A 17,678-nucleotide genomic window follows, 5' to 3' on the forward strand; every position below is an offset into this window, starting at 1 on the left:
CCCTTGCTGCAGTTTTTTCCTGTAGGAGAAATAGTTGGGTTATAAGAGTATGGATATAAAAGCATATTAAAGGGATATTGAAGATGACTAAATCTATTAGAAATAAGCATGGACTGAAATAAATTTTTTACAAATAATCTTCTTTACTAACGTCAAAATGTTGAAATGTAGTAAAATAGCAACATTAAATATGTGAGGGGTTTAAGTATAATGCGAATATTATTCGGCATCTTGGCGATAGCAATATATAGTGGCATTACGTTTTATCTCGGCTGGAATTTAAGGGCATGGCTACTGTCCATTCAGCAATTCCGCTGGCCAATTGTTTATTGGACATTTTTATTTCTCATTTCCTATGGTTATTTTATAGGAAAGCTCCACCCATTACTAACGCCTTTAACAGTACTAGGTAGTTATTGGATGTTCTTTTTGCAGTATGGGCTGTTTCTCTGTATTATAGCTAATCTGATAATTAAGTTTTCACCTCTTTCGACGAAAATGGTTGGAACAGGTGTTGTTGGTTTACTAGTCATTTTATTGATTGCGGGTACATATTTTGCATACTCTCCAGTAGTACGGAATGCTACTATTGAGATAAATAAGTCTGGAGAAGATATGCGTATTGTTATGGCATCGGATTTCCACCTCGGTCTGTTATCTGGGACAGGGCATTTAGAAAAGTTTGTTAAGCTCTCCAACGAACAAAAACCGGACTTAGTGCTATTACCGGGAGATCTTGTTGATGACAGTCCTCAGCGCTTTATTAATAAAGGCATGGGGGAAGTGATGAAAAACCTTCAGGCAACATATGGTGTTTATGGAGTACCGGGAAATCATGAGTATTATGGCAATGAAATTCCTGAATTTAAACAAGCAATGACTGAATCGAATGTTCGTATTTTAATGGATGAAACAATTTTAGTGGATAATCGTTTTTATTTAACAGGACGTGAAGATTTAACAAATAAGAATAGGTTGGCATTAAATGAGCTACAGCCAGAAAATCAGGAGCTTCCATGGTTTGTTATGAATCATACGCCAATGGATTTGGATGAGCCGGCTAATTTAGGTGTAGATTTTCACGTATCTGGACATACCCATCGAGGACAGATGTGGCCAAATCATTTCATAACGGAACGTATCTTTGAATTGGATTACGGCCATCGTCAAAAGGAACAAATGCATGCGCTTGTCTCAAGTGGCTTTGGTTTCTGGGGACCCCCTACACGTATAGGGAGTCAATCCGAACTCTGGGTAATTGATGTGAAATTTAATGAATAATCGTTTGTAAAAGGAGCAAGTATATGGAATGGATAGAGCTATTAAAAGCTTTACTCTTAGGATTTGTGGAAGGGATGACCGAGTTTGCACCAGTTTCTTCAACAGGACATATGATTATTGTTGATGATATGTGGCTGCAGACGAAGGAATTTTTAGGTTCGGGGTCTGCCAATACTTTTAAAATAGTTATACAGCTAGGATCAATATTGGCAGTCGTTTTTGTAATGTGGAAACGGTTATTGAGCTTAGTCGGACTATATAAAATGGAAGGGCAGCAATCGACCCGGTTTAATTTAGGGCATGTGCTGATCGGTATTATTCCAGCAGGAGTTTTTGGTCTGTTATTTGAAGATTTTATAGACGAAAACTTATTCAGCATTAAAACAGTAATTATTGGGCTGATAATCGGTGCTGTATTTATGATTATTGCTGATAAATTTGGACCTAGAAAACCTGCAATTACTTCTTTAGACAATATATCTTACAGTAAAGCCTTCAAAATTGGGATTATTCAATGTTTGTCGCTTTGGCCAGGGTTTTCCCGTTCGGGGTCGACTATTTCAGGAGGCGTCTTACTTGGACTAGATCATAAAACAGCTGCAGATTTTACATTCATTATGGCGGTACCGATAATGGCAGGGGCGAGCGGTTTGTCACTTGTAAAAAACTGGGACCAAATTAATGCCGATCACTTTTCCTTTTATGCAGTAGGCTTTATAAGCGCATTTATATTTGCCCTTATTTCGATAAAGTTCTTCCTGAAGTTAATTTCCAAGGTAAAGCTCACACCCTTTGCAGTCTATCGAATTGTATTGGCTTTAATTTTAATTTTTATTCTATCTATATAATGAATCCGTAGACGTCAAATATTTGTAGTAATTTGGCGTCTTTTTGTCGAATTGTATTGGCGATTATAGCCGATTCAAGCAATGTAACATCGGAAGTAATGGAAGCCATTGGCCATTGGGATGTGTTGAAATGAGTAAATGAGAAGAAACGATTCAAACATTTTAAATCAAAATGAGGCATATTCTGAAAGAGGGTTCAGAACATGCCTTGTTTAAGCTATTTATTAAACATATCAAATAATCCGCCGATGCCGCCTTCACCAGCATCTTTACCGCCACCGCCTTGAGAAACCGGTGCAGCTGCGAACACGCGGCTAGCTAAACGGCTAAATGGCAATGACTGCACCCAGACTGTTCCTGGACCAGATAGTGTGGCGAAGAATAAACCTTCTCCACCGAAAAGCGCTGTTTTAATACCGCGTACCATTTCGATATCGTAACGGACGTCTTGTGTCATCGCAACTAAACACCCTGTATCAATACGCAATGTTTCACCTGGCTGAAGTTTGCGTTCATAAATCGTTCCGCCCGCATGGACGAAAGCCATCCCATCTCCTTCAAGTTTCTGCATGATGAAGCCTTCTCCACCGAAGAAGCCAGTTCCTAATTTTCGCTGAAATTCTACGCCTACTGAAACACCTTTTGCTGCAGCTAAAAATGCATCCTTTTGACAAATAATTTTGCCGTCTAATTGGCTTAAATCCATTGGAATAATTTTACCTGGATATGGTGAGGCGAAATAAACTTTACGTTTACCGGAGCCATTGTTCGTGAACATCGTCATAAACAAACTTTCGCCTGTAATTAATCGTTTTCCTGCACCTAGTAATTTCCCCATCAGACCAGAACCTTGGTTTGCAGATCCATCGCCAAATACAGTTTCCATTTGAATCTGATCTTCCATCATCATTAAACTTCCTGCTTCAGCTACAACCGTTTCCTGAGGGTCGAGCTCTACTTCTACAAACTGCATGTCATCTCCATGTAATACATAATCGATTTCGTGGTTTTTCATATACATATCCCCTTAATAAACTAAATTTATTTACAACATACATACGCTTATAAATTTCAAAAGTTTCAAAGTAACAGAAATATATTTGGCAAATATTTAAGCAAATTAATATTTACCGGGATTGAGTATTTCCTTATTCCCCCTCAATTTACTCAGTATTTGTCGGAATTTTATGTATATTATTCCATAGAAAAAAAGGGGATAAAGTAGAAAATGTCGAATGATATAAAGAGAAAACTAGAATTTGTGAGGTGGGGTAATGAAACTGTTAAATTTTATTGGTGGAGAATGGATGGAAGATACTTCATTGCAAACAATGTCTGTGATAAATCCTGCAAATGGTGAACAGTTAGGAACAATACCACTTTCGACAAAATTTCAAGTCGAATTAGCTGCACAAAAAGCGAAAGAGGCACAAAAAGAGTGGGCACTTGTCCCAGCACCAAAACGTGCCGATTATTTATATGAAATTGCATTTAAATTAAAAGAGAAAAAAGAACATCTGGCACAAACGCTGACAAAAGAGATGGGCAAAGTAATCGAAGAAGCACGTGGCGAAGTACAGGAAGGTATTGATATGGCGCTATATATGGCAGCGGAAGGGAGACGTTTGTTTGGTGAAACTGTTCCTTCGGAGTTGCCAAATAAATTTGCGATGAGTGTACGTGCACCAATTGGGGTAGCAGGGCTTATTACACCGTGGAATTTCCCTATTGCGATTGCAACATGGAAGGCTTTCCCAGCTCTTATAGCAGGCAATACAGTTGTATGGAAGCCTTCAAACGAAACGCCTTTTATGGCATACGAATTAGCTAAAATCTTTGAAGAGGTAGGGTTACCGCCAGGCGTTGTAAACGTAGTATTTGGCTCTGGACCTACAGTCGGTACTGCAATGGTTGAGCATCCGGACATACGCATTATTTCCTTTACGGGATCTACAACAACAGGTAGCAAAGTAGCGGAGCTTGGCGGAAAACATTTGAAAAAAGTATCGCTTGAAATGGGCGGGAAAAATGCAGTCATCGTGATGGATGATGCAAACTTAGATTTAGCATTGGAAGGCATTTTATGGAGTGCGTTTGGCACGGCCGGTCAACGTTGTACAGCATGTAGCCGAGTTATCGTGCATAAAGATGTAAAACAGGAGTTGGAGATACGTCTTGTGGAAGCAACTAAGCAGCTGACAATTGGAGACGGACTGGATCCAACAATCAAAATAGGGCCAGTCATTAATAAGGCAGCACTCGAAAAAATTAACCATTATGTCCAAATAGGCAAGCAGCAAGGTGCAAACTTACTTATAGGTGGAGAAATATTAACAGACGGTGACTTAGCGAAAGGCTACTATTATGCACCTACGATTTTCACCGATGTAGAGTCAACGAGTATATTAGCACAGGAAGAGATATTTGGTCCTGTCGTTAGCATTATTGAAGTAAGTAGTTTAGAAGAAGCAATTGAAGTAAACAACAATGTGAAGTTTGGCTTATCAAGCTCAATATTCTCACAGGATGTAAATAAAATCTTCAAAGCACAGCAATTACTTGATACAGGTATTGTGTATGTAAATGCTGGGACAACAGGAGCTGAAATCCATTTACCGTTTGGAGGTACAAAAGGTACTGGAAATGGACATCGCGATTCAGGGCAAGCAGCTCTTGATGTCTATACGGAATGGAAGAGCATTTACGTTGATTACAGTGGGAAGTTGCAACGCGCTCAAATCGATAACGCATGATCTTTCGCCTAGTGCGAATTATCTTATATTACTTTATCTTCATTCAAGCAGTTCCTGAATGAGATAGCTTTCGGAGGATGTCACAGGACGCAATTGTGCCGAGGCATAATTGACATACAAAAAAAGGGGATGTTTACATGAAAGTAGTAGTGCTTGGTGCAGGTTTGATGGGGAAAGAAATTGCACGCGATTTAGTCGATAGTAAAGAAGTAGAAACAGTATATTTAGCAGATTTATCAATAGAAAACGCGAAGGAATTCGTCGATACTTTAAATACAAAAAAAGTAGAGGTTGTACAGCTAGATGCAGACTGTGATGAAGATTTACGTGAAGTAATGGGCCGTGGAAATGTAGTTATTAATGCATTGTTCTATACATTCAATGAACGTGTAGCAAAGGCTGCAATTGATGTAGGGGTTCATTCGGTAGATTTAGGTGGTCATATAGGCGGCATTACTGAATCAATTTTTCAGTTAAATAATTTGGCTGCTGAAAAAGGTGTAACAATTATTCCGGATTTAGGAGTAGCACCTGGAATGGTAAATATTCTAGCGGGATATGGTGCAACGAAGCTTGATACGGTCGACTCAATCAAATTATATGTAGGTGGCATTCCAACAGAGCCGAAGCCACCCCTGTTTTATACTCGTGTATTTTCTTTGGATGGTGTATTCGACCACTATACAGAGCCTTCAAAAATGATTCAAAAGGGCATTTTAGCTGAGGTAGAGTCTTTAACAGGCGTAGAGCCCATCTATTTTGATGAGTTTGGTGTACTAGAGGCGTTTTATACATCGGGGGGAATTTCGACTTTATACAAAACTTTCCCGGATGTAAAAACATTAGAATACAAAACAATTCGCTATAAAGGTCATGCCGAAAAGTTCAAATTACTAGCTGAGTTAGGTTTCCTAGATAAAAACAATATAGTAGAAGCTAGCGGGCAGGAAGTAAATGTTCGGGAAGTAACTAAAGAAGTATTGAAGAAAAAATTGGATTTAGGCAAGAAAACGGACGCTGTATTGTTGCGTGCGATTATTTCAGGGGAAAAGTCAGAAGAACAAATTACGTACGAGTATGAAATGGTAGTACGCAAAGATTTAGAGAAAAATGTAACGGCAATGGCACGTGCGACAGCCAATACAATTTCAGTCGTAGCGCAAATGGTTGGCAATGGGATGATTACCGAGCGTGGTGTAATTGCTCCGGAATCAGTAGTACCGGGTCGTGAATTCATTAAGGAAATGGCAAAGCGTGGTGTCGACATTAGAGAGACATCACATCGTTCATCAATGATTGTTAAATGGTAGGAGTGATTTTATGAACTTCGAGTTTACTGAAGAGCAAACACTTTTACGTAAAACAGTGCGGCAATTTGTCGACACTGAAATCATCCCATATATTGCAGAGTGGGATATGAATGGTGGATTTGATCCTAAAGTATGGAAGCGCCTAGCCGAAATTGGGCTAATGGGAGTCTGTATTCCCGAAAAATACGGCGGGGCTGGAATGGATTATAACTCGCTTGCGATAGTATGTGAAGAGCTGGAGCGTGGGGATACAGCTTTTCGTACAGCTGTTTCTGTGCATACAGGTCTCAACAGCATGACGCTTATGCAATGGGGTACAGATACCCAAAAGGAAAAATATTTAACACCTCAGGCAAAGGGTGAGAAAATTGGTGCATTTGGCTTAACAGAACCTGGTGCAGGGTCTGATGTGGCTGCGATGAACTCCTTTGCCAAACGAGATGGAGACTATTATATTTTGAATGGGCAAAAAACATGGATTTCGTTATGTGATATTGCGGATCACTTCATCGTTTTTGCCTATACAGACAAGGAAAAGGCGCATCACGGTATTTCCGCTTTTATTGTGGAACGGGAATGGGCTGGCTTTAGCTCAAAGGCGATTAAAGGAAAGTACGGAATCCGGGCAGGCAATACGGGCGAGCTGTTTTTTGACGATGTAAAAATTCCGATCGATAATTTACTAGGTGAAGAAGGGGAAGGCTTTAAAATTGCCATGTCCGCCCTTGATAATGGACGTTTTACCGTAGCAGCCGGTGCGGTTGGTCTAATTCAAGCTTGTATCGAGGCCAGTGTGAAGTATTGTAAGGAACGTGAAACTTTTGGGAAGCCAATCGGTGAGCATCAGTTAGTCGGTCAAATGCTTGCAAAGATGGAAGCGGGCTATGAAATGAGTAAACTTCTTGTATACCGTGTAGGGGAGCTGAAAAACAAAGGCGTGCGCAATACCCGTGAGACTTCTTTAGCAAAATGGCAAGCATGTGATTTTGCAAATAAAGCTGCAGATGACGCTGTACAAATTCATGGGGCATATGGTTATTCCGATGAGTATCCAGTTGCGCGCTATTTACGAAATTCAAAAGCACCTGTTATATATGAGGGAACGCGGGAAATTCATACAATTATGCAAGCTGATTATGTACTCGGGAAACGCAACGATAAAAAACTGCGCTGCATGCTGCCTAGCTGGCCGTTTGAATAATAGAGTGGAGCGAAAGGGTTTTTATGAACCTTTCGCTTTTTTTGATATAGTAAAAAATGTAAAATATATTTAGTAACCACAAGTTAGGATGGAAATGGAAAAATAGGATTGCTAATGAAGTCCGTTATGCTTTGGCATAAATTCATTTCTGCAAAAATGAAGATATAAAACAAAGCATTTCCGCTCTCCGCCGCCTCGAGATAGCGCAAGCGGCTGATTGGTTGTTTTTTACTTTATAACAAGGGCAAAATTTTGGGATTGGTGGGCATCGCAAACGGCAATAAAGGCAGTGATAAAGAGTATGACGTGGCTTTAGCGCTGTCTTGCCGCAGCCCACCAATCAAAGTGGAATTTTATTAGAAAAGTAACCCCATGTTATGGTGATGAGCTTGGAAAATGGCAAAAATAAGATTTTCTAATGAAGTCCGTTCTGCTTTGGCATTAATTCATTTCTTCAAAAATGAAGAAATAAAGCAGAGCATTTCCGCTCTCCGCCTCGAGATAGCGCAAGCGGCTGATTGGTTGTTTTTTACTTTATAACGAGGGCAAGATTTTGGGATTGGTGGGCATCGCAAACGGCAATAAAGGCAGTGATAAAGACACGTCACGTGGCTTTAGCGCTGTCTTGCCGTAGCCCACCAATCAAGTAGAATTTTATTAGAAAAGCAATCCGATGTTATTTATGGTGAAGAGCTTAAAAAATATTTGTAAGGGGGAAGAATGAAATGAGAATAAGAAATTCAGCAAAAGCAGTTATCGTAAAGGACGGAAAGTTATTAGCTATAAAATTACAGGAAAATAATAGTACATACTATACTTTACCGGGCGGTGGTCAAGAACATGGTGAAAATCTGCATCAAGCATTAGAAAGAGAATGCATGGAAGAGATAGGTGCCAAAGTGGAAATTGGAGATTTGATTTTTGTACGTGAATACATTGGAAAAAACCATGAATTCTCTGCTAGACATGCTCATGCGCAGCAAACGGAATTTATGTTTTTGTGTAGTGTACATCAGGATAGCTTTGATAACGGAAGCAACCCTGACACTGGACAATCAGGTACAGAATGGATACCAATTAAGGAATTACTGAATTTTAAATTATACCCGCAAGCAATGAGACCCCAGTTGATTTCTTATTTTAACGGGGAGAGAGCTGCAACTTATTTAGGTGATATAAATTAATGAGTACGTTTTAGGATGCAATGGAGGGGTATCAGAGTAAATAATAAGTTAAAGGAGGCAAAGTTAATGACACATGAACATTATCAGTCAGTAATAGAGGCACTTCATGAATGCATGGCTGCTTGCAATCATTGTTATGATGCTTGTTTAAAAGAAGAAGATGTAAAAATGATGGTAGGTTGTATTCGTCTTGATAGAGAGTGTGCAGATATTTGTGCTTACTTTGAACAGGCAATCAGTAGAGGAACGCCATTTATTTCTGAACTGGCCCAAGTATGTGCACAAATTTGTGAAGCATGCGGTAATGAATGTAAAAATCACCATCATGAACACTGCCAAAAATGTGCAGAGGCTTGTTTTAAATGTGCAGAAGCATGCCGAAGTCTGATTGCATAATTTTTATTATTTGAAAGAGCGTTTCCATAGAGGATTCGCTTTTTTCATTATGAATAAGTATTTATTTTAAGTATTTTTCATAAATCACCTTGATAAACCATACCACTTATTATACTGATGGAAAGGTGATAATACGGGATGTGGTTATTAGGTTTTTTATGTACCTTTTTAGGCTTATTTATGGGTGGTCTAATAGCTTGGCTTTTCAAAGGACTGCATCAGAGAATAGATATTTTTTACGGGCTCTGTGCAGGTATCATCTTTGGTTTAATTAGTTTTGAAATTTTTCCGGAGGCAGTTGAATTAGGAGGCTGGGCAAGTACGTTTTTAGGGTTTACAATTGGGATCATTATTTTTGCAGTCTTGCATAATACTTTACATAGTAACGAAAGTAAAAAAAATACTGAAAAAGATAATTTGTATATTCGTACAAGTTTATTATTAATATTCAGTCTATCCATTCATAATATACCGATGGGAATTATTTTAGGGGCGAATCAAAATTCTGATTTTACAATGGCATTGTTGCAGACATTGTTATTTCATAGTATCCCCGAAGGTATTATTTTGTTTACCCCTTTGATTTTGGCAGGAACACGAATGAATCTTTTTATTGTATTTTTAATTGCCTTTATTGTATCGATACCAGTTGCCCTAGGTATCTTTATTGGTGATTTTTTAGGATTTGTACACCAGTCAATTAACACGATTTTAATAGGCTTAACGTTAGGAATTATTTTTATGGTTACTGTATCGGAAATTTTATTCCCGGCATTAATCAAATCGTCAGTGTTTAAAGTTTTACTTTGGACAATGATAGGGATGGGGATAATAGGGGTTTATATGAAAATATTATAAATGTGCTTTTAAAGCGGCTGTGCCTTAGTTTGTAGGTTCTGCCGCTTTGTTATTGGTTGCAGAATTTAGTACTACAACCCCGCCTATAATTAATAATATGCCTGTTACTTTAAGGATACTAAGAATTTCATCCCATAATACTACACTTACAAAGAGCGTTAATAAGGTTCCGATTCCAGCCCAAATAGCGTAAGCCAAACTTAACGGTAAAGTTTTCAAAGTTAATCCAAGGAAAAAGAATGAAAGTCCATAACCTAGAACTACTGCAGCTGAAGGTAATGGTAGTGTGAAACCATCTGATATTTTTAGCATCGTTGTAGCGAATACCTCACAAATTATTGATATTGTTAATAAAAAGTATGCTTTCATATTTTTTTCCTCTCTTCTTTAAGATAGTAGGTTAGCCAATATTCAAAATAACAACGCCTCCAATAATTAACCCTAACCCTAAAAGCTTTTTGCTGTTCCAGCCCTCTTTAAAAATGATAATTCCGATTAATGCAGTTAAAGCTGTCCCCACTCCAGACCAGATCGCATATGCCAAACCAAGTGGAAGTGTCTTCAGCGATAACGATAAAGCATAAAAAGCGATGGCATAACCAATAGCTATTCCAATGACAGGGAATAATTTTTTGAAGCCGCTTGACGCTTTAAGCATTGTACTTCCAAATACTTCACTAACAATGGCAACTGCCAATAGAAAATATGCGTTCATAGTAATCCCTCATATCTTTTGATGTTTTTGTATTTCAATATTATTTTACCTTTTTTAAATAAAACTGTAAGTGTATGCACAAAATGTATTATAAAATGATTGAATATTAAATTCTTTATGATGCTTTATATGGATAAAGTAGTAGTATTTATTAACTTAATTTCTAATTTTAAGTATATTTCTGCGATTCATCATCAGATTTTTAGTAATCTAGATAATGTATTAAAAAAGGAGGTTTTATTAATGAAAAAACTCGGATATTTATCTTTAGCTGTATTTTTAAACTTGTCTCTTGCAGCGTGTGCTGAACAATCTACAGAAACTATTGAACCAAAAGAAGATGAAAAAGCTAGTACGGAACAAATGGAATGGTCTTATGATGATGTTACAGGTCCTGAATACTGGGGTGAACTAAACGACGAGAACTTAGCGTGTGTTAACGGAGAAGAACAATCACCGATTAATCTGGAATTTTCCCAAGTGAAAGTAGATAAAAAATTAACAGAAAATCAGATTAACTATGAGCCAACCAATTTTACACTGATAAACAACGGTCATACCGTACAGGCTAATGCTACAACAAAAAATAACAGCATGATTGTTGAGGGAAATGAATATAAGCTTTTACAATTCCATTTCCATACGCCAAGTGAGCATCAGTTTAATGGTCAAAGTTATGAGATGGAGCTGCATTTAGTACATAGTGATAAGAATGGAAACCTAGCTGTCCTTGGATTGATGATTCAAGAAGGAAAGGAAAATGAAATAATGGCAGCTCTTTGGAATGAATTACCGGCTGAAAAAACGGAAGAAGCAGATAAGGAAGACTATCTAATTGATTTACAGGCTTTGTTGCCTGAAAATCAAATATCTTTCCATTATGCAGGGTCCTTAACGACACCTCCTTGTACAGAAGAGGTAAAATGGAACGTTTTTGAACAGCCAATTGAAATGTCAAAAGAACAGATACAAGCATTCCAGCGCATTTTCCCGGATAATCATCGACCAGTTCAACCATTGAACGATCGAGAAGTTAATAAAAATTAGTACTGAAAAATTCTACCGATAGTTTAAAGAGGTAGTATGTAATCAAACGAGTGCATAGCTAAAGAGACCATCACGTTATGGTCTCTTTTTGATAAAGAACATTAAATGTTAACAGTAATACGGGGTAGAATATTCACTTTAAAAACACTGGACTGGACATTACTAATTATTTGTTATATACTATGGTTAATAAGACGGATTACAATACATTAATAAATTCACCTATTACAAAGAGTATTCGTGTTTTATTTAATACTTTTTGTAATATGTGAATTTTTTTCTTTTTTGAGGAATTATGATCTTATTAATACGAATAATGGAGGTCATTTAAATGACACAAGGTACAGTAAAATGGTTTAACGCAGAAAAAGGTTTTGGATTTATCGAAGTTGAAGGCGGAAACGACGTATTCGCTCACTTCTCAGCAATCCAAGGCGACGGTTTCAAATCTTTAGACGAAGGTCAAAAAGTTGAATTTGAAATCGAAGACGGTCAACGTGGCCCACAAGCTACAAACATCGTAAAACTTTAATTTTAATGATGTAATAATAAAGAAGAGGTATCCTTTAACGAGGATGCCTCTTTTTTTGGTGCTTAATTTACCAGGAAAAGGAATATTCGTTTTTTCATGTTAAATAAAGATTTCTTGTTTTAAGAGGTTATAGCAGCCTTCATCCCGAAATAAATGGATAAAGGATTGTTTAGTTTATAATTACTTAAATTGATGAATAGGGGGAGTAAGGATGGAAGTAAATATGATTCAAAAAATTGGGCAGATTGGGGTGCCAATAAAAAATATGGAGAACGCAATTGCGTTTTATAAAGATAAATTAGGATTACCATTACTTTTTAGTACAGATAGTATGGAAAATTCTTTGAATGTAGTGGGCAAAGGCTTCTTCTATCTATCCCTGAAAAAGAGGAATTTGCAAATTCAAGTTCTGTTATCTACTTTCAGGTAGAAGATATAAAAGAAGCTTATAAAGAATTGATTGGAAAAGGAGTTTTCTTTAACGACGAGCCACACATTGTTGCAAAAATGGAACATACAGAAACATGGATGGCTTTCTTTAAAGATAGTGAAGACAATACACACGCTTTAATGAGCGAATTGCAAATTTAATTCCTAGCATTCGATGTGGCGAAAAGTCTCCTGATTTTTATGGAAAAATTGGGATATATAGGAATAAATATAGGTTTTAGTAAAAGTTTAGTTCATGATTAGTTTTCCATTTAAAAATTGTGGATCTAAAAAGAATAAAGGGGGCGTTCCAATTGTATAAATTTAGTTGGGTGGGGAGTGAAAATCATTTTGTAGATACACCACATATTGAGCAAGCCAACAACTTAACAATCGGTCGTTTTGGTGGTAATTCATCGGCAGGTCAATATAAAAACGAGGATGGCTGTATCGTTTGGTCAAATGAAGAACAGGATTGGGAATTTGTAGTGCTCCTAGATGCACATAATTCAGCAGAGAGCGCCGAACTTGTCATAAATAGTATTACAGAGGAAGAACAAAATTTAACGACTATTTTTAACATGCCATTACGAGAATCTTTTAATCAAATGGACAAATACATAGTACATATTTTTCAAAATCCACTTTTTCTAGCGAGTTGTCGAGAAATTCAAGGGGAAACGGCATGTCTGATAGTTTTAAGAAAAGACAAGTATGTTTGGTGGTTTTCCGTTGGAGATTGTATCCTCCATCTGTTTCACCCCGAATTAGCTAAGATGGATCAATATCTTTTGAACCAAAGAAATTTCTATGAATGGATAGGACAAGTAAACACCTTTGAACTGGATGTACCATGCTATAGTACGGGGCGTAGGGAATTAAGAAAAGGAAAGAACCATCTTTTTCTTACAACAGATGGTTTAACGGAATGCCCTGATGGTAATTTCCATAACGCTACCGAAATTATTAAGGTATTTGATAACGCCAAATCCCATCAAGATTCCGTGCAGAATTTATTAAAGGAGATTGAAGAAAAGGGAGTACGAGATAGCACTACTATTATTTCGTGGGTAGTTAATGTAGAAAGAAATGCGAGTGAACCAAGTGACTTATAAATTTATGAAGAATAGGAGGTATTTCTATGTTTAAAGTAAAAACGGATTCAGTAGCGGGATATAAAGAAATGAAAATTCCTTATACTTTATTAAGCACCAATGAGGATACAAGAAATTTAGTAATCATGCTTCCTGGAGCTGGATATAGCGCGCAAGCTCCTCTCTTTCATTATTCGACTGGAGTGTTTTTAAATAAATCCTCTGATGTGTTACAAGTCAATTACTCTTATAATGACAAATTCTATGATAATTTCAGTATCGATGAAATTAGTGATGCGATTAAGCACGATGTAAGGGTAGTTATTGATCAGGTTTTAAATGATAGATCGTATGAATCCTTTTGTCTGATCGGCAAATCTTTAGGGACAATTGCTATGTCATCTGAGTTAAAAAGAAGTATTTTTAAAGATGCAAAAGCAGTTTGGCTAACTCCGCTTATTAATAGGGAAGATGTTTTTGAGGCGATGGGAAAAGCAGAAAACAGAGGATTGTGTTTTATCGGTGACAACGATCAGCATTACAATGCAGAAAGATATGAGCAAATAGTTCAAAATACGAACATTGATTCCACACTATTCCCTAATGTAAATCATGGTTTACAATATGAGAATGACCCTGTTACTTCAATTGATGTATTAAAAAGTGTGATTAAAGAAATTAATGAACTTTAAATACAGATTGCTAGGAAGAATAACAAGGAGTTGATTAGATGACTATCCCCATTTTTAAAGGAATGGAAGGTGTTTTTATCCCTGTAAAAGACCCAGCTATTTCGGCTAAATGGTATGAAGAAGTACTGGGATTTAAAATAATTTACATTGAAGAAGAGGCAGCTGTCATGCAAATCGGAGAAGAGTCCCAAACGGTAGTATGTTTGGTGAAGACCTTGAATCACGTACCAATGAAGTTCCCGGAGAATAAGTTTGGAGTGGGCAAATATTATAATTTTATTCCTACAGATATAGAAGAAGCCCATAAGATTCTTCTGACCAAAGGTGTAAAGGTGAATTCAATTGGAGGGGAAGGGTCTACTAGATTTTTCACTTTTTATGATCCGGATGGCAATCCATTGGGAGTCTGTAAATAAAGGCTTTTAAAAGCTGAAAGGAGATAAAAATGAGTGAGAAATTACTAAGAATAGGTACAACATATATTCCAGTAACGAATGTAGACCTTGCTGCTGATTGGTATGTAAAAAAATTAGAAGCAGAGTTAAGCTACAAAGATGAGGACAAAGCTATTTTAAACTTGGCCAATCAAAGTATCTTTCTTGTAAAGTCCCCTGAAGGCCAAAGCTCCAATTTCTTGGATATTTACGGGAGTGAGCGTTTTTCGTTAACATTTGAAGTCGATGGAATAAAGGCATTAGAAGCATTACACAAAGATTTTAAGCAAAGTGAAATAAACGTTGGAGAAATTGAAGACAGAGGACATGCTGGCCGGAATTTTACTTTTTTTGATCCGGATGGTAATAAATTTGATGTATGGAGTGAGCTTAGCCCTTCCTTTAAATAAAGAGGGTTATTTTCTATTGGAGAAAACAAGCCACCGCTTTGATTATATTTTGCTCAAAGCGGTGGTTTTTTGTTTGTAAATATATGTGTAAAAATTTTTATTTAAATTTTGTAACCTTTCCGTTATTTCCAAGTCTAATTAAATACAAAAGAATGGAAAAGGAGGGTTTTTATGAAAAATGGCAGGCTTTTTGGAATGGGATTAATTACTTCACTTGTCGCAATTTTAGTATTTGGCTATTTTTTCTTTACTAAAAACACAGAAGTGCAGGCAACAGGTATTTCATTTAAAGGGGAAACGTATTCGATTACATTGAAGCAACCAATTATGAAAGAAAGTTTAACGGATGGTTCTATCGTTGTATTAGATGAAAATGAGAAGGTTACAAAGGCTAAATTTTCGATTAATAGCAGCGGGAAAATTTTATCTGTAGATGGGTTAAATTTAGGGAAATACACACTTCAAATTAAAAAAGATGCCTTTGCAAAGAAAACTAAATTGCAGCAGGAACAGTCTGTGACACTTGTAGTCGTTAAGAAAGTGAAAAATATTGTTTCAACAGAAGATTTAAAAGATTATTTTCGCGCATTTTTAGCGGTAGAAAATTCATTGTCGAATCGATTTAACGATATGGTAACAAATGATATGGCAAAAGAGGAATCCGCTATGTCGATGGATAATAGTGCAAAAAGTAGCGGGGGTCCGAGTCATTCTACTACAAATAATCAAGTAGAAGGTATTGATGAAGGGGACATTACGGTTACAGACGGCCGATATATTTACACGATTATTGATAACAAGGTAGCAATTGTCGATACGAAAGATTTAAAAGTGGTGAAGCGTATAACTGTTGGTAAAGATATTTATCCGAATCATCTAATGATACATGATAAAACATTAATAGTTGGATACTCGTCCTATGTTCAGACACAAAAGGAACCGTATGATGGGAAATCCGTATCAACAGTAGTGTTTTATGATGTGACCGATGCCAAAAAAGCAACATTAGTACGTGAAGTAGGTCATGATGGTGGTATATTAAATATTCGCAAATCCGGAAACTATTTATATGTAGTGTCGAGTCTTACACCGAACTACTGGATGCTTCAAGATACACCGAATGTTGAATTGCGTCCGTCTACGTATGATGGTAAAAAGGAAACAATTATGCCAATCGATAAAATCCGTCTTTTACCGGAAAGCAATGAGCCGAATTATTTGATCGTTTCGGCAATCGATGTCAGCAATGTGAAGTCAAATGAATGGAAAACAGAGAGCTTTTTAGGAAGCAGCGGTCAAATGTATATGTCCGAAAATGCGATCTATATTGCGTCTATGAATCATTACGGTTTCTGGCCGGAAATTGAAACCGCAGATACAGCCGTCTCCAATATCATGCCAGCACCACAAAATAATGAAACGACAATTTATAAAATTTCAGTAGATAAAACAGCTTTAAAAATGGAGGCACAAGGAAAAGTAACAGGTTCTATATTAAATCAATTTTCAATGGATGAGCATGATGGTCACTTCCGTATTGCCACGACAGAAGGCAATGCCTGGGGAACTGCAGCAAATTCGAAAAATCATTTATTTATTTTAGATGAAAATATGAAGCAGGTTGGGGCAGTCAAGGATTTAGCAAAGGGCGAACGTATTTACTCCGCTCGTTTTATGGGCAATAAAGCGTATTTAGTAACATTTAGAGAAACTGACCCGCTGTTTGTCATTGATACAGAAAATCCAAAAGCTCCCAAAGTATTAGGGGAGCTGAAAATTCCAGGTTTCAGTAATTACTTGCATCCGATTGATGAAAATCATTTACTTGGAATTGGCTATGATACGGAAGTTCGAATGGAAGAGGGTTCTAAAGAGCCGATTGTCTTAACGAAAGGTATGAAACTGAGCTTGTTTGATGTAACAGATTTCAATAATCCGAAAGAAAAACAAGCGTTAGTGATTGGAGGACGTGGCACATATTCTCCTGTTCAACACGATCACAAAGCATTATTCAGAGATCCACGCCAAAACTATTATGGATTCCCTGTAACACTTTACTCACCGACAGAAGAGGAAGACCGTTTAAAGTATGAAGGAACGGGTGCGCACATTTATAAAGTAACGGCTTCAGGAATTGAACTTGTAGCTGACATGATGGAAAAGGCACGTCCAGGTGAACAATATGAAGATTATTATAATGTAGTACAACGATTATTATATGTAGAGGATCAATTGTTTACAGTGTCTCCATCCAAGGTAACAAGTTTCAATGGGAAAACGTTTGAAAAGCAGCAAACAGTAGGGTTTTAACAGTAAATTAACCGTAGGCACACAGGAAAATATGTGCTTGCGGTTTTTTATTTGAAAGAACTAATGCAGTGACTAGTTTCCTTTCCTTTAGAGATAAATCTTTGAGCGTAGGCGTCGCCTTGCATAGGCATAGCGACGCACCTGGAACGTAACGATATATAGGTAGACACTCTTTGTTTGGCGG

General features: G+C 37.1%; 19 protein-coding genes and 1 pseudogene. 17 read left to right on the plus strand and 3 right to left on the minus strand.

All coding sequences use genetic code 11. The annotated features are described in order from the left end of the window. The first annotated feature begins 210 nt into the window (after positions 1-210). Positions 211-1,281, plus strand: a complete 1,071-nt coding sequence (locus MHH95_RS06080) for a metallophosphoesterase (protein WP_340726779.1) — start codon at positions 211-213, stop codon at positions 1,279-1,281. Positions 1,282-1,304: 23 nt separating this feature from the next. Beyond that, a complete protein-coding gene (locus MHH95_RS06085) occupies positions 1,305-2,129 on the plus strand; it encodes an undecaprenyl-diphosphate phosphatase (RefSeq protein ID WP_340726780.1) in 825 nt (274 codons plus the stop codon). Between the two features lie 217 nt (positions 2,130-2,346). Here the strand turns inward: MHH95_RS06085 and MHH95_RS06090 are convergent, their stop codons facing one another. Continuing rightward, on the minus strand, positions 2,347-3,144 hold the full coding sequence (locus tag MHH95_RS06090) for a TIGR00266 family protein (protein ID WP_191701239.1): 798 nt from the start codon (positions 3,142-3,144) through the stop codon (positions 2,347-2,349). Between the two features lie 259 nt (positions 3,145-3,403). On the opposite strand from MHH95_RS06090, the gene MHH95_RS06095 reads away from it, so the two are divergent. The 7 genes from MHH95_RS06095 (at position 3,404) to MHH95_RS06125 (ending at position 9,831) form a co-directional block, all read left to right on the plus strand. Next, on the plus strand, positions 3,404-4,882 hold the full coding sequence (locus MHH95_RS06095; RefSeq protein ID WP_340726781.1) for an aldehyde dehydrogenase family protein: 1,479 nt from the start codon (positions 3,404-3,406) through the stop codon (positions 4,880-4,882). Between the two features lie 137 nt (positions 4,883-5,019). Beyond that, positions 5,020-6,192 (plus strand): saccharopine dehydrogenase family protein, encoded by a 1,173-nt coding sequence (locus MHH95_RS06100; protein WP_340726782.1) that lies wholly within the window; start codon positions 5,020-5,022, stop codon positions 6,190-6,192. Between the two features lie 10 nt (positions 6,193-6,202). Continuing rightward, entirely contained in the window at positions 6,203-7,393 is a 1,191-nt protein-coding gene (locus MHH95_RS06105; protein ID WP_340726783.1) for an acyl-CoA dehydrogenase family protein, read from the plus strand. Positions 7,394-7,789: 396 nt separating this feature from the next. Beyond that, positions 7,790-7,933, plus strand: a complete 144-nt coding sequence (locus MHH95_RS06110) for a hypothetical protein (protein ID WP_340726784.1) — start codon at positions 7,790-7,792, stop codon at positions 7,931-7,933. Positions 7,934-8,118: 185 nt separating this feature from the next. Further along, the gene (locus MHH95_RS06115; protein ID WP_340726785.1) at positions 8,119-8,577 is read left to right on the plus strand and encodes an NUDIX domain-containing protein; all 459 of its coding nucleotides are present in this window, start codon (positions 8,119-8,121) and stop codon (positions 8,575-8,577) included. Between the two features lie 66 nt (positions 8,578-8,643). Next, the gene (locus MHH95_RS06120; protein ID WP_340726786.1) at positions 8,644-8,973 is read left to right on the plus strand and encodes a four-helix bundle copper-binding protein; all 330 of its coding nucleotides are present in this window, start codon (positions 8,644-8,646) and stop codon (positions 8,971-8,973) included. A 138-nt stretch (positions 8,974-9,111) separates the two neighbouring features. Beyond that, positions 9,112-9,831: a ZIP family metal transporter gene (locus MHH95_RS06125; protein WP_340726787.1), complete on the plus strand. Its 720-nt coding sequence runs from the start codon at positions 9,112-9,114 to the stop codon at positions 9,829-9,831. A 24-nt stretch (positions 9,832-9,855) separates the two neighbouring features. Here the strand turns inward: MHH95_RS06125 and MHH95_RS06130 are convergent, their stop codons facing one another. Continuing rightward, positions 9,856-10,200, minus strand: coding sequence for a DMT family transporter (locus MHH95_RS06130; RefSeq protein WP_340726788.1), 345 nt, complete (start codon positions 10,198-10,200; stop codon positions 9,856-9,858). Positions 10,201-10,231: 31 nt separating this feature from the next. Next, positions 10,232-10,546 (minus strand): DMT family transporter, encoded by a 315-nt coding sequence (locus MHH95_RS06135; protein ID WP_340726789.1) that lies wholly within the window; start codon positions 10,544-10,546, stop codon positions 10,232-10,234. Positions 10,547-10,789: 243 nt separating this feature from the next. Between MHH95_RS06135 and MHH95_RS06140 the strand changes: the two genes are divergently transcribed. The 8 genes and pseudogenes from MHH95_RS06140 to MHH95_RS06175 all read left to right on the plus strand — a co-directional run bounded on the left by MHH95_RS06140 (position 10,790) and on the right by MHH95_RS06175 (position 17,494). Beyond that, on the plus strand, positions 10,790-11,593 hold the full coding sequence (locus tag MHH95_RS06140; RefSeq protein ID WP_340726790.1) for a carbonic anhydrase: 804 nt from the start codon (positions 10,790-10,792) through the stop codon (positions 11,591-11,593). A gap of 331 nt (positions 11,594-11,924) precedes the next feature. Further along, positions 11,925-12,125, plus strand: coding sequence for a cold-shock protein (locus MHH95_RS06145; RefSeq protein WP_191701229.1), 201 nt, complete (start codon positions 11,925-11,927; stop codon positions 12,123-12,125). A gap of 211 nt (positions 12,126-12,336) precedes the next feature. After that, positions 12,337-12,716, plus strand: a pseudogene (locus tag MHH95_RS06150) (VOC family protein). Positions 12,717-12,868: 152 nt separating this feature from the next. Then, complete coding sequence (locus tag MHH95_RS06155; RefSeq protein ID WP_340726791.1) at positions 12,869-13,669, plus strand: protein phosphatase 2C domain-containing protein; 801 nt, start codon at positions 12,869-12,871, stop codon at positions 13,667-13,669. A gap of 26 nt (positions 13,670-13,695) precedes the next feature. Next, positions 13,696-14,340, plus strand: coding sequence for an alpha/beta hydrolase (locus tag MHH95_RS06160; RefSeq protein WP_340726792.1), 645 nt, complete (start codon positions 13,696-13,698; stop codon positions 14,338-14,340). Between the two features lie 38 nt (positions 14,341-14,378). Further along, positions 14,379-14,756 (plus strand): VOC family protein, encoded by a 378-nt coding sequence (locus tag MHH95_RS06165; protein WP_340726793.1) that lies wholly within the window; start codon positions 14,379-14,381, stop codon positions 14,754-14,756. 29 nt (positions 14,757-14,785) lie between these two features. Beyond that, entirely contained in the window at positions 14,786-15,184 is a 399-nt protein-coding gene (locus MHH95_RS06170) for a VOC family protein (protein ID WP_340726794.1), read from the plus strand. A gap of 171 nt (positions 15,185-15,355) precedes the next feature. Continuing rightward, positions 15,356-17,494 carry a beta-propeller domain-containing protein gene (locus MHH95_RS06175; protein WP_340726795.1) on the plus strand — a complete coding sequence of 713 codons (2,139 nt, stop codon included), beginning with the start codon at positions 15,356-15,358 and terminating at the stop codon, positions 17,492-17,494. The last annotated feature ends 184 nt before the right edge of the window (positions 17,495-17,678 follow it).

The sequence above is a fragment of the Solibacillus sp. FSL K6-4121 genome (genome assembly GCF_038002585.1).
GTDB lineage: Bacteria > Bacillota > Bacilli > Bacillales_A > Planococcaceae > Solibacillus > Solibacillus faecavium.

Bases quoted from the DNA above. Each gene is read 5' to 3' on its own strand.
- MHH95_RS06080 (WP_340726779.1), top strand. From the start codon at position 211: ATGCGAATATTATTCGGCATCTTGGCGATAGCAATATATAGTGGCATT.
- MHH95_RS06085 (WP_340726780.1), top strand. From the start codon at position 1,305: ATGGAATGGATAGAGCTATTAAAAGCTTTACTCTTAGGATTTGTGGAA.
- MHH95_RS06090 (WP_191701239.1), bottom strand. From the start codon at position 3,144: ATGAAAAACCACGAAATCGATTATGTATTACATGGAGATGACATGCAG.
- MHH95_RS06095 (WP_340726781.1), top strand. From the start codon at position 3,404: ATGAAACTGTTAAATTTTATTGGTGGAGAATGGATGGAAGATACTTCA.
- MHH95_RS06100 (WP_340726782.1), top strand. From the start codon at position 5,020: ATGAAAGTAGTAGTGCTTGGTGCAGGTTTGATGGGGAAAGAAATTGCA.
- MHH95_RS06105 (WP_340726783.1), top strand. From the start codon at position 6,203: ATGAACTTCGAGTTTACTGAAGAGCAAACACTTTTACGTAAAACAGTG.
- MHH95_RS06110 (WP_340726784.1), top strand. From the start codon at position 7,790: ATGGCAAAAATAAGATTTTCTAATGAAGTCCGTTCTGCTTTGGCATTA.
- MHH95_RS06115 (WP_340726785.1), top strand. From the start codon at position 8,119: ATGAGAATAAGAAATTCAGCAAAAGCAGTTATCGTAAAGGACGGAAAG.
- MHH95_RS06120 (WP_340726786.1), top strand. From the start codon at position 8,644: ATGACACATGAACATTATCAGTCAGTAATAGAGGCACTTCATGAATGC.
- MHH95_RS06125 (WP_340726787.1), top strand. From the start codon at position 9,112: ATGTGGTTATTAGGTTTTTTATGTACCTTTTTAGGCTTATTTATGGGT.
- MHH95_RS06130 (WP_340726788.1), bottom strand. From the start codon at position 10,200: ATGAAAGCATACTTTTTATTAACAATATCAATAATTTGTGAGGTATTC.
- MHH95_RS06135 (WP_340726789.1), bottom strand. From the start codon at position 10,546: ATGAACGCATATTTTCTATTGGCAGTTGCCATTGTTAGTGAAGTATTT.
- MHH95_RS06140 (WP_340726790.1), top strand. From the start codon at position 10,790: ATGAAAAAACTCGGATATTTATCTTTAGCTGTATTTTTAAACTTGTCT.
- MHH95_RS06145 (WP_191701229.1), top strand. From the start codon at position 11,925: ATGACACAAGGTACAGTAAAATGGTTTAACGCAGAAAAAGGTTTTGGA.
- MHH95_RS06160 (WP_340726792.1), top strand. From the start codon at position 13,696: ATGTTTAAAGTAAAAACGGATTCAGTAGCGGGATATAAAGAAATGAAA.
- MHH95_RS06165 (WP_340726793.1), top strand. From the start codon at position 14,379: ATGACTATCCCCATTTTTAAAGGAATGGAAGGTGTTTTTATCCCTGTA.
- MHH95_RS06170 (WP_340726794.1), top strand. From the start codon at position 14,786: ATGAGTGAGAAATTACTAAGAATAGGTACAACATATATTCCAGTAACG.
- MHH95_RS06175 (WP_340726795.1), top strand. From the start codon at position 15,356: ATGAAAAATGGCAGGCTTTTTGGAATGGGATTAATTACTTCACTTGTC.